At 27.7% G+C, this 13,137-nt stretch carries 9 protein-coding genes; 1 reads left to right on the forward strand and 8 read right to left on the reverse strand.

Annotation, left to right across the window (positions count from 1 at the left end):
• Window positions 1-51 precede the first annotated feature (51 nt).
• The 3 genes from J7G74_RS00870 to J7G74_RS00880 all read right to left on the reverse strand — a co-directional run bounded on the left by J7G74_RS00870 (window position 52) and on the right by J7G74_RS00880 (window position 3,804).
• Window positions 52-1,062: an ABC transporter permease gene (locus J7G74_RS00870; RefSeq protein WP_297130556.1), complete on the reverse strand. Its 1,011-nt coding sequence runs from the start codon at window positions 1,060-1,062 to the stop codon at window positions 52-54.
• 18 nt (window positions 1,063-1,080) lie between these two features.
• Window positions 1,081-2,007 carry an ABC transporter permease gene (locus J7G74_RS00875; RefSeq protein WP_297130559.1) on the reverse strand — a complete coding sequence of 309 codons (927 nt, stop codon included), beginning with the start codon at window positions 2,005-2,007 and terminating at the stop codon, window positions 1,081-1,083.
• 426 nt (window positions 2,008-2,433) lie between these two features.
• Complete coding sequence (locus J7G74_RS00880) at window positions 2,434-3,804, reverse strand: MATE family efflux transporter (protein WP_297130562.1); 1,371 nt, start codon at window positions 3,802-3,804, stop codon at window positions 2,434-2,436.
• Between the two features lie 91 nt (window positions 3,805-3,895).
• Here J7G74_RS00880 and J7G74_RS00885 point away from each other — a divergent pair, with 91 nt between their 5' ends.
• The gene (locus J7G74_RS00885) at window positions 3,896-4,717 is read left to right on the forward strand and encodes a MerR family transcriptional regulator (protein ID WP_297130565.1); all 822 of its coding nucleotides are present in this window, start codon (window positions 3,896-3,898) and stop codon (window positions 4,715-4,717) included.
• Window positions 4,718-4,733: 16 nt separating this feature from the next.
• On the opposite strand, the gene J7G74_RS00890 is transcribed toward J7G74_RS00885, so the two are convergent.
• The 5 genes from J7G74_RS00890 to J7G74_RS16880 all read right to left on the reverse strand — a co-directional run bounded on the left by J7G74_RS00890 (window position 4,734) and on the right by J7G74_RS16880 (window position 13,128).
• A complete protein-coding gene (locus J7G74_RS00890; protein ID WP_297130568.1) occupies window positions 4,734-5,651 on the reverse strand; it encodes a metallophosphoesterase family protein in 918 nt (305 codons plus the stop codon).
• Window positions 5,638-6,603: a DUF4474 domain-containing protein gene (locus tag J7G74_RS00895; RefSeq protein ID WP_297130571.1), complete on the reverse strand. Its 966-nt coding sequence runs from the start codon at window positions 6,601-6,603 to the stop codon at window positions 5,638-5,640. Before J7G74_RS00895 ends, J7G74_RS00890 begins: the two co-directional genes overlap by 14 nt.
• A 148-nt stretch (window positions 6,604-6,751) precedes the next feature.
• Window positions 6,752-7,684 (reverse strand): hypothetical protein, encoded by a 933-nt coding sequence (locus tag J7G74_RS00900; RefSeq protein WP_297130573.1) that lies wholly within the window; start codon window positions 7,682-7,684, stop codon window positions 6,752-6,754.
• Between the two features lie 283 nt (window positions 7,685-7,967).
• Entirely contained in the window at window positions 7,968-12,443 is a 4,476-nt protein-coding gene (locus J7G74_RS00905) for a discoidin domain-containing protein (protein WP_297130576.1), read from the reverse strand.
• Window positions 12,444-13,056: 613 nt separating this feature from the next.
• Window positions 13,057-13,128: a YvbH-like oligomerization domain-containing protein gene (locus tag J7G74_RS16880; RefSeq protein ID WP_443081632.1), complete on the reverse strand. Its 72-nt coding sequence runs from the start codon at window positions 13,126-13,128 to the stop codon at window positions 13,057-13,059.
• Between the last annotated feature and the right edge of the window lie 9 nt (window positions 13,129-13,137).

Here is a 13,137-nt window from a genome sequence, read left to right on the forward strand (position 1 = left end):
TAGTAATACATCATTTTTATTTAGTGTATTTTCCATAAAATTTTCTCCCCCCTACTTCTTTAATCTTGGGTCAAGTGCATCTCTTAGACCATCACCAAATAAGTTAAATGCAAGTATAATTATACTAATTGCCATAGCAGGGAATATTAATCTATATGGATATGATGCAATACCATCTAATGCATCTGATGCTAAAGAACCTAAACTTGCAAGTGGTTTACTTACACCAATACCTAAGAAACTTAAAAATGCTTCTGTAAATATAGCTGATGGTATTTGTAGCATAGTAGTAACTACTAATTGACCTATACAGTTTGGAAGTAGGTGCTTAAATATTAATCGTTTATTATTTGCTCCCAAAGCACGAGCTGCACTAATATATTCCATTTCTTTTAATTGCAATACTTGACCACGGACTATTCTCGCCATTCCTACCCAGTATAATAATCCATAAACTATAAACATGGCTATTATACCTGGCCCCAAAGTTTGAAGAGCCCCAAAAGCATGACCTGAATCAAAAGCTTTAGTTAGTGGTTCATTTAAGACTATTCTTAATAAGATAATAATTAGCATATCTGGTAAAGAATAAATTATCTCAACTATTCTCATCATTACTGCGTCTACTTTTCCACCTAATAATCCAGATATAGCTCCATAAATAGAACCTATAACTAATACTATAAATGCAGAACCTACACCTATTAGTAAAGAGATTCTAGCTCCTACCATAACTCTTACCAACAAGTCTCTACCTAGCTTATCTGTACCAAATGGATGAGCTAAACATGGTGTTAAATTTTCATGTCCTCTTATTTGTTGGTCATATGTATAAGGACTTAGATATGGTCCTACAACTGAAAATATTACAAATAATAATATTACTACTAAAGATACCATTGCTATCTTATTTTCTTTTAATCTTCTCCATGCATCTTTCCAGTAACTTGTATTTTCACCCATATTAACTAAATTTTCTTGTTGTTCTTTCGTAACTGGTAAAAAATCTTCTGGAGATAAATCTAATTTACAACTAAATTTATTGCTTTTTTCTAAAATCATACTATTTACCTCCCCCCTTTATTTATCTAACTTAATTCTAGGATCTACCAGTTTATATAAAATATCACAAACTAAATTCATTAATATAATAATTGAAGCTAAGAATACTGTCATACCCATTATAAGGTTATAATCTCTGGCATCTATCGCTTTTATAAAGTATCGTCCTAGACCTGGTATATTAAATACTTTTTCTACTACAAACCCTCCAGTTAAAGTAAAGGCTACTAATGGCCCTAAATATGTTATAACCGGGATTAATGAATTCTTAAGAGCATGTTTAAATGTAACTACCCCCTCTGACATACCTTTAGCTCTTGCAGTTCTAATATAATCTTGACCTAAAACATCTAACATACTTGAACGCATAAGCCTAGCTATATAACACATTGGATAAAATCCTAAGGTGAATACTGGTAATATATAACTTGATGGTCCACTAAGTCCATATGTAGGCAATATCTTTAATTCAATTGCAAATAATAACATGGAAGCTGTAGCAATTACAAAAGATGGTACTGATATTCCCAGAGTTGATACTACACGAATTATACTGTCTGATAATTTTCCCCTTTTCAAAGCAGATATACATCTTAAAGGAATCCCCACCAAAACTGCAAATACTATTGCCATTACTCCTATTTTTGCAGATATAGGAAATGATTGTTTAATAATTGTTGTTACTGGTACATTTTTTTGAAGCTTATAGCTAATCCCTAAATCTCCATGTAATAATTGCTCTAAATATATTTTGTACTGAACTAATACAGGCTTATCTAATCTGTATTTTTCATTTAACGCCTGTTGAGCTATTTCATTTGTTTTTTCACTAGCAAAAGGACTTCCTGGTACTAGTTTCATTAAGAAGAAAGTAATGGTTGCCGCAATGAAAATAGTAAAAATAGCCATCAGTATACGTTTAAAAATATATTTTGCTGTATCCATATTTTAATCCCCCTTTTCTATTTTTTGTTTACTCTTATTTCACATTAATATACAATTAAATTTGTTTTTAATGTATTACCCATTTATTTTTTATGATTATTATAAATTTTAAAATTGATAGAATACTTAATTAGATTATATGTATAAATATATTGATATATATTTAAATAAACCTAAATAATTATAATTTAATGCATATACATTTTAAATAATATAATTGTAAATTAATATATTATTTAAAATGTATATTACTTCCTTATAAATATCAATAAAATAATTTTTTAAATTTTTTGATTATAATGAAAAAACATAACAAAAAACCTATATAGATAGACACTTATTTAAGTGTTTACTATATAGGTTTTATTTAAATTAATATTTAGTATAAATTTAATTTATTTTCCAAACTTTTAATTATTTTTTATATTAAACAGTCTGTGCTTCTAATTTATATCCTTCTTCATAGTCCATACCTTTTAAGCATTTTTTTAACATCAATATAGATAATATTAAAACAATAGATTCAGAAATTATAGTACTAAACCATATACCATTACCGCCAAAAGCAATTACTGAAACTACTAAGGAGATACAAATGACGAACAATCCTCTACCTAATGATATTTTACAAGCGTCAAAAGTTCTTTCCAACGAAGATAAAAATCCTGATACAACAACATTAAACCCTAAGATTAAAAACGATATTGAAAACAGTCTAAACTTAGATACTGTATACTCAAATAGTGCCATATCTGATTTATCTATAAACATTAAAACAATAAAGTCTGTTAAAAATATACAGATTAAGAAAATAACTATTGCAGATATTAGTGTACATTTTAAAGATAGTTTAAGCAATCTTTTTATTGTATCAAAATCCCTTGTACCATAATAGTAACTTGATAATGGTTGTAAACCTTGTGAAATACCAAGCATTGTAGATAAAACAAGAGTATTTACATATGAAATAACACTATAACTTATAAGAGCTCCTTCACCTAAGTATTTTATTATAAATTGGTTAAATAATAATATTACGATTCCTATACTAAGCTCTGTTGCACAATCTGAAAATCCAATTGATACTATTCTTTTTAAAATTTTAAACTCAAATTTAAACTTACAAAACTTTAACTGTGATTTCTTGCTTAAGAAATGAGTTAAGAAAAATACAAAAGAAAATACACGTGCCAATCCAGTAGCAAAAGCTGCACCTTCAACACCCCAGTTAAATTTAATTACAAATACATAATCTAATACTATATTTGTAAGAGCTGAGATTATAACTCCTATTGTAGACAAGTGTGGATGACCATCAGTTTTTATTAGTACTTCTAAGGCATAAGAAACTATATAAAATACAATAAATAAAATTATTATTTTCAAATAACTTTTTACCATTTCAAATATTGAATCCGTTGCACCTAAAAATAAAACTATTTTATCTAAAAATAATAAACTCATTATACAAATAAATAAAGATATTATTGTAAGGGAAAAAATAGTCATTGAAAAATATTTTTTTGCCTTAGTACTATCTTTTTCTCCAAGTTTCATAGATATTACTGTTGATGCCCCTACAGAAAATAAAACAGATAACCCAAATATTAAATTCGTATACGGCATAGCTATATTAACTGCAGCTAGTGCATTAGGTCCTACTCCTTTACTAACAAACATTGCATCTACCATTACATACAATGCTGATACCCACATGGAAGCTACTGAAGGAATTACATACTTAAAAAATTGTTTTTTTAAATCAGTATTCTTTCCCATTAATAATGTATTGCTCATAAGCACATCCCTCCTTCTTCAAAAACTATGATAATCTATGGTATAATACTCAAGTCAAATGTTTTTATAAAATTTATTTGGAGATGATAAGATGAAACGTTACTATAAAATAGGCGAGCTAGTTAATTTGTATAATGTGGGTAGAGATTCAATAAAATATTATGAGGATTTAAAAATTCTCAATCCAAGTAGGGATAAAAATGGATATAGAATCTATGATATAAACGACATATGTAAATTAAATTTAATAAGAGAACTTAGAAACTTAAATATTCCAATGAAAGAAATAAAAATTTATTTAGAAGATAGAAATATAGAATCTACAAAAAACATGCTTGAAAAAGAGATAAGTATAATTCATGAAAAAATAGATTATTTAGAGAAACAGAAAAATAATCTAAAAAATAGACTAAGAGTTATAAATAATGGAATAAATGAAAGAAACTTTGGCGAAGTAGAAATTATTCATCTTAATAAAAGAAAAGCATTTAAAGTTCATGGTAATGTTAATAATAATGAAAATATAGATTTTTTAATACAAGAAATGCGTAAAGTTCTAGAGAATCGATTTTATATATTAGGAAATGATAAAATTGGGTCTATATTTGATAAAGTCAGTTTAGAAAAAGGTATCGTAAATAAATATAAACATGTTATAGCTTTTTTAGATGACGATAGCTTAGATTACAATACTGTAATTCCAGAAGGCGAGTATTTGACTTGTACTTATAGAGGTTCTTATGAAAATAATAAAATATATCTATCAAAATTATATGATTATGCTGAAACTAATAATTTAAAAATAGTTGGTGAACCTATGGAAATATATAAAGTAGATATATCTGAAACTAGCGAAGAAGATGAGTTTATAACACAGCTACAGGTATTAGTGGAAATGGCTATGATTTTATAACCATAGCCATTAAACTTTATACTTCTTCCCTAATTTTACTACTTTCAAAGTAATCCTCTAATTTAACAGGTCCTTCTAATAATTCTCTTTCCACATACATAGTTCTATCTGATCTTGTCATAACACTCCACTTAACTAAAGAAATATATCCTTTTTCAATTTCTATTGCAGTAATACATCTTGGGTGAACACAACTACCGTCATTGAAGTACATAGTTTCACCAACGCTAGGGAATGTAGGTCTATGGGTATGTCCTGCAATCAACATTTTATTTTCTTCTTTTGCCCACTTTATAAGTTTACGCTCTACTCTATTTTTCTTTTTATAGTTTTTACCTGCAGCAGTAGGATCATTAACTCCCCATATTTCTGCAGTTCTCCAAATATACCTTACAAGAAATTTTCCTAATTTATATAAACCATCGTTTATTAAATCACCCTGATGACCATGTACAAGAAAAATTCTATGATCCTTATTATCTTGATTTTCTAGTATTAATCCTTCATGTACCTCTATCTTAGGAAATAGTGGGCAAATTTTTTTCCTAGTTTCACAATAATATTCATTAAAGGTATTTTCTACAAACTTCTTATCCTTCTTTTGCTTATCATGATTTCCATAAATCATATACATTCTATTAGAATCATAAAATTTAGACATTAGCCAAAAAGAGTTACTATGAATCTCAATAATTTTATCCATACATCTATTTTCCCAAAGCTCGTCACCATCACCTAATTCTATATAAATAAATCCTTTTTCATAATAGTCATTTAAAGCTGCGAAAAAAAGATGTTGGTTTTTTAAAAAATTATCTCCTGAATTTCCTACTCCCCTATGACAATCACTCATTATAACAAACTTAGAATCATTATTATATGGAATTACTTTTGATTTTTTGTATACATTTGATAAACTTTTATGAGTGCTCATTATTGTCAGCCTCATTTTTACTTAAATAAGATTGAATAAGTTCATAAGTACTTTCCAATCCTTTTATAGCTTTATCACCTGCTAATATATTAAATAAAATAGGGTAATAGGAACATAAGAAATAAATTTTATCTAAAGTACAATTAAAATCTTTAGTTAAAAAATTATATAGCTTGCAATAAAATTTATTGGCTAACTGAATAAAAGGCAATACTAATTTATATTTATATATAGGTTGATTTGACTTAGGTGTATCAAAAGTTATATAAACCATATTATTAACTACTTTATAATCTTCTTGTCTATATCCTGCCTTCATCAATCCAATTAAAAAAGCTTCTTTCATTCTATAGTCATTAAATATTAATCGAATATCCATCGATAAATTTCTAGGTTTTGAAAATACACCTACATCAAAACCTGTTAACCACCAATGATATTTTTTTCTTTTAAATAAACTTTTTCCTTCTTTTTTAAGATTAAATCTCATAGATAAACGTTCTTTATCAGTTACACTCTCAAAAAAAGGACCTAAAAAAACTCCTGGTATATTAACATCTTCTCTATCAGTTACATATATGCCTATTTCTCCACCAGTTGTCATTCCATATTGACCTTTCCAAAATTCAATAAGCCATCTTCTCCCGTCATAATCAAAATAAATAGGTTCACTATCAATAATCATATTTAAAGAAGGTGCTAATTCATCATAAAGACGACAATATCCCATATTCCTTTGCCATGGATACATTTGAGAACAAATAATATCATTGCTAATATCATAAACAAAACCATAAATATCTAGTGCATCGTTAATCTCTTTAATTTTATTTTCATCACTTGTATTTAATACATCATCAATGGCTTGTTTTCTGTGTATTGTCCATCTATATAAAATTATTATTACTATAAATAAAATTATAGCAATTACTAAAATCCATATCTTATTCATTTATTCAACCTCCATTTATAATAGGTCTCATATTATTGTATTCAAAAGAAATATTAAAGTGATATTTTTACATATTTTTACAACAATATATTTTTATTTTAATGAATAAGTTTTTTAATTTTAGTAATTGCATGTATTTTATAAGCATTTATATATTTTTTGTAAATTCATCGTATTCATTTTTCTTTATGTTAATAGTTTTGTTTATTTCATTTTTATTTTCTTTTAAGCTATTTAAAATTCTACTGACCTTTGTTTGCAACTTACATACATCTTCATAGGAGTTGTTTATCTGACGATTAACTGTAATATCAGTAAATATATTATCAAAAAATATGTCTACAGCCTTAATAGTAGTAGAAAAGTTTAAACTAGTTATATTAACATCTTTTAATTCCCTATTAAAATCATCTAGTAAGTTGGATATTCTTCTAAAACATTTTTGAGCATCATTAACTTTTTCATGTTTTGCTAATGATGAAAGAAAATCTCCACCAAGTAAATCAATAGTACCCCAAGTTTTGGAAGACTCTAATAATTTCTTTGCATTATTAACTTCATTAAGTAATCTATTACCAGCTACTATGGATTCTTCTATTTCTTTAACTTCTTCTAAATATGAATCTATTTCTCTTTCCATATTTACAAGCTTATTCTTAGTTTCTTCATCTCCATATATATTAATCAAAACAATTTTTCTTTGTAATAATCTAGAATACTTATCTTCACAATCTGCCAACTCATCTACTCTAAAATTTATATAAGATATCTGTTCTCTTAATGATTTAACTTTTGAATTGTAGTTGTCATATTTAATCTTAGCCATTAAGTATTCTTTTTCTTCTTTTTCAAGCTTTTCTTCTTTATTTCTCATTAATGATGACACAATACTTGCGAAAGACAATTTCTTTAATTTTTCCACATCGTCTAATTCTTTTTCCAATTGTGTCTCTAAATTTTTAAGCTCAATTTCACTTTTATGAAGTTCTTCATCTAACTCTTTTAGTCTGTTTTCCAATACATTTTTTTGTGCTACTTCATTTTTAACTTGATTTATTTCTTTATTAATATCTTCTAACATAAGACTTCCCCCTTCATTAAGATGAGTATATTATATAACAATAATTATAAATAAATATAAATAATTTTCATCTTTTGATTATTTGTTACTGAAATTATTCTGTATGATATATATACTTATAAATCTTCAATAAACCATTTATTAAAAGTATAGGAAGGCAAATATGACTATACTTATTCAATCAAATATAAAAGGATGGATTATCCTATCACTTAAGGAATCCATCCTTTATTATACAAGTTATAATATAACAATTTTTATTAATAAATAAATTAACTATATACTAATTCTTATTTATCTCTTCTTTTTTTCTTGAGAAAACAAGTCCTAATCCAGATGCTGCAAAAAGTCCAGCAAATAATCCTAAACTATTAGCATCTCCTGTCTGAGAACTATTTTCTTGTTTATCTGGCTTTTCAGTTCCTTCTGGTTTTTGTCCTCCTTGTGGTTTTTCAGTTTCTCCTGGCTTTTGTTCTCCTTCTGGTTTTTCAGTTCCACCTGATGGTGCAAGTTCCACTAATTCTTTTCTAGCAGTTTTTAAAGCTTTTAATGACTCATCTACTTGTTTTTGAGTAACATCACTATTATCAGCTACTATTTTTTTAGCTTCTTTTAATGCTTCTTCAAATTTAGCCCATGATTTCTCTGTATATTTGTCTTTATTCTCAACTTCACAGTCTTTTACATATTCAGCTAAAGCTTCCACGTTACCACGTTTTACAAAAGTATCTATTACAGATTGTAAATTATTAATTGCTTCTTCAATATCGTCTTTGCCCACATTATTTTTTTCAACTAATGCTTTGGCAGCATTTATAGCATTGTCTAAAGCTTTTTGATCAAATGAAGAAGTTGTATAATCTTCACCATTTATTGCTTCTGCTTTAGCTATAGCTTCTTTTAAGTCTGTTTTATCTACACTATTATCAGATTGTTCTGTTGGTATGTGGAACATTATTTCTGCTCCAGAAGCAAATTTATCTTTAGTATCACCATTAGATTTAGTGATTACCATACGAACTTTTTTAGCTGTAATTGCATCAAACTTGACAAATTTAGTAGATGAATCTCCAGCCCAAGTCTTAGCATCTATAACTTTTGTTTCTTCTCCATTTTCATTTGTTACATATAAATCAAATTCCATTATATTACCATTATTAGTTCCATTTTGTCTTGGAACATAGGATAATTTTCCTATTTCTGTAGGATTTTCAAATGTAAACGCTAACTCTTGTGGTAATTTAACGCTACTATCAGCCCAATTTGAATGCCATATAGTATTTGTATTTCCATCCAAAAGATTTTCTGGTCCTTCACCTGGATATTTTGATGAGGCTGTTACACTAATTCCATCATTAGGTATTATAGTTTTATCTTCTTCAGGAGCTCCAGCTTTCTTAATCATCACATTATCAATTTTACCTTTTATAGAATTTGTTTTAGAGCCAATTCTTTCTAATGATAATGCAAATGTAGAATTACCAATATTATCTTTCTTAACCATATCGTTGTGAACAAATTTACCTGTTGCTTTACTAACTAATTCGCCGTTTACATATAAAGAAGTTCTTTGATTTTCAGTTTTAATAGTTAAATTAACCCATTCTTTAACTGGTAAAACATAATCAAACGTATAGTCATACAATTCTCTAGTGAATCCTAGTTTGCCATCTTCCATTATACGTATATCATGTGTACCATAAGCACTATCACTTTCAAATAATATTTGACCTGCTACTGATTCTTCAAGTCTTAAATCAAATGAAAGTTCAGTCCCATCCCCTATTTCATCTAATGGAGTTTCTACAAAACTTCCCTTTCCTTTTAATGATATTGCATTTGAACTTTTACCTGTTTTAAATGAAGCATTAGTTAACTTTCCTAAGTCACGATTATTTTGACTTGAATCTTTTAATTCATTTTCTTTTTCAAATGTATATTTTGCATATTCATCATCTATAGAACTTTCTTTACTTAGTGGATTTGAATTTGGAGCTAATCCTACATTATTACTTGCAGCTTGTACATTCGCTAAGCTTCCTTTTTCTTTACCATTTGCCCAAGTTTTTTCAGCAACTACTGGTAAGGCATCTTGGAAACGCTTGTACATATCAGACTCAGTCAATCCACTAGCACGCTTGTCAATATTATCATTCCATATTGCAAAAGCAGCCCCTAATGCTTGATCATCCCCAGAAGGAATCGACTTCCATCCCTTTTTTGTAGATAATACATTTGGTTCAAAACTATTATATAAACTATTAGTATTTAAATAATCATTATAAGAACCTTTTCCACCACTACCATTAGGAACCATGTACATATAACTATCAATAGTATTAATTAAATCATATCCCATATCATACATTTCTTTTCCGTCAGCCCAGTCTTTAGACCATAAATTCATTTGAACATTTTCAATAGCTTCAGGTTTAATTTGTGTAGTTGGATTATCTTTTATCCAAGTTAATCCCCCCCACATACGAACTGTATTTGTTTCTTTTACATGAGGAACAAAATCATTAACAAAATTACGATATGCTGTGTAGTTTGATAAGAATTCATCTGCTCCTATATGCACTACAGTGTCACTATCAAAAGTTGGATTACTTGACTTAGTATATTCATCGAATATTTCCTTAACTTTAGCAACTGCTTCTGGTTTACTTATATCTATATGGTCAATTAAAGGACGCTTTCCTACTAAAGATGATACTTGATTTTTAACCATGATTTCTGGGAAAACCTTTGTAAATGAGTTTGCATGAGCTGGTATATCAATCTCTGGTACTATATTTACACCCATTTTTCTTGATTCAAGTATAAAATCTTTAAATTCTTTTTTAGAGTAAGAATAGTCTTTTGCTGTTGCTGATTCACCTTTTTTGTTTTTTACATTTGACTCTAAACGATAAGCATCGTATGCTTTAAATGCTTCATCTTCAGTTTCACGAACACCATAATCTTCTAGGAAGATATAGTTATCACTTAAGTGAACTTGGAAATCATTCATCTTATGCCATGCCATATTTTTAGTTATATCTTTTAACATATCCATAGAGAAAGGTTTACGAGCTACGTCTAATACGAATCCACGAACCTTGTACTTAGGATAATCTCTTGTCGTACCACAAGGTATTTTATCATTATTTTCACTTTGAGTTAATATTTGAAGAATTGTACGAGTTGACCAATAAGCTCCAGTTTTATGTGCTGCCTCTACTGTAACTTTATCAGTTATATCCATTTTATATCCTTCATCACCTAGGAATTTATCATTACTTCCTAATGTAAAATAGAAGTCACCTGCATCTGCATTATTTCCATAACGTATAGAAATATCTCTTCCTGTTATTTCTTTGTAATCCTTTTTAAATTCATTAGCCATATATCCTAAACTGTCTTTATGTGCAGGATTTACTACTATTTCACTATTTCCATTAGCAACAAAATTATTATTACTATCACTATACCATTCAGCTAGTTCTGGAGATACGACTGGTTTCTTATTACCTTTATTTGCTTCATATTCTCCTGGGATAACTACTTCAAAATCATCTGTAATAGTTTCTTCTTTTGTAGCATTATTTGTTATTTTTAAAGATATTTTAACTGTTTTACTAGTTAGTGGTTTATGAACATTAAAGTCTTTATCTACTATTTGTTCAAAATCCGCACCATTATTTTCTATTGTATATCCGGGTATTTGTGTTACTACTATCTTATTAGTTTCTGGGTCATATACTGGACGTACATTATCAATAGTAGGACCTTCATCTAACTCAACTACTTCAAAAGGATGATCATATAATTCAAACTCTACTATTCCTGCATTATCCCACGCAGCTTTATGAGTTTCTAAAACTTCAAGCTTTACATATTTTCCTGAAACTGATTCATCAAAACGTTTGCTATCGTATGTTGTTTTATTATCTAACGTAGCTTCTATTGATTTATCATTTTCATCAAAAATATTATCTTGAGATACAGTCACCTTATATTTTTTTACATTGTTAGCAACATCATCATTACGTTCTTCTAAAAATAAACGGAAATTATCAATACTTTTTTCTTCACCTAAGTCTAATTCTAAAGTTGGCATAGTGTTTTGATTAGAAGCTAAACGAGTTTCATAATCTCCATCTATAGCTTTATCATAACCATTCCCTTGACCTTCAGTATTTGTTCCAGTGGCATTAGCTCCTATAGATTGATTTAAAGCATTTTTATATAACTCAAGTTCAACTATTCCTGCATTATCCCATTGATTATCTCCATGTGTTTCAACTATTTCTAATTTAACATAACGAACTGTTACAGGTTTTGATAGTTTTACATCATCTCTAATAGTGTTAGTATCTAATTCTCTCTCTATCCTAGAATCGTTTTCATCGAAAGTTTCATCAACTGAGAAAATCATTCTATACTTCTTAACATTATTTTTGTATTGTACATTTTTTCTATTTTCTAAAAATAAACGGAAAAACTGTACTTGTTTTTCTGATCCCAAATCTATAACTACTGTTGGCTTAGTATTAAGCTGAGATGATAAACGTGCATCATTTTGGTCACTCTTGTCCCCATCTACCACATTATCATATGAACTTCCAGATTCAGCATTTGTACCTGTTACACTAGCATTCAATGCTATATTCTCATTAGAAGTTGTAGGTGATGCAAATACTGGTACACAAATATTACTAATTGTAATTGTTGCTATTAAATTACTTACTAAAAATTGTCTAAGTTTCTTATTCATAATACCTCCCATTTTATTATGTTATAGTTTTTATAAAGTTTTAAATATATTATTTATTAAAACATTTATATATCAAGAACCCAAGATTTTACAGTAAAAACAAAGATCCCTAATTTTATAACTCTAATATAGCGTTAAATTTCATAAATATTCATAATTTTCTTAACAAAAAAATACCCTTACAATTAAAAAAAGCCGAAAAAAACATAGATTATCAATATAATCATGTTCTTTTCAGCTGATGCCCTTTCGGTAGCATGCCTCATCTAATTAAACCTTATCTATTTTTACATTTTCTTCCAAATTCATATTTATACTTACATAATATATGTTTTTTGTTTTCTCGTCAATACAATTCTTCAAAATTCAACATGTCTATTTATTTTAGCTAAAAATAATGTTTTTTAATATTTATATTATCCAATTAAGTGTCATTTTATCTTGTTCTTCAAATTTAAAAATCTTACCATATAACATTATCATTAATTCTACTATATTGATTCAATTTTTGTATACGTAGTTTCTATATCCTTAGTGCTTAATATATAAAAAAGAGCCCTTCTAATTAAGCTCTTTTGTTTTTTATTTTAGTTTCTATTTCTTATTCTTTTTTCTAATTATTTATATACTTCTCGAAAACTTCTCCAAAGTCCTTGTTACTAAACTGTTCCTTCATATCAGTCATCCAGCCAAA

The organism is Terrisporobacter sp. (assembly GCF_017888745.1).
Taxonomy (GTDB): Bacteria; Bacillota; Clostridia; order Peptostreptococcales; family Peptostreptococcaceae; genus Terrisporobacter.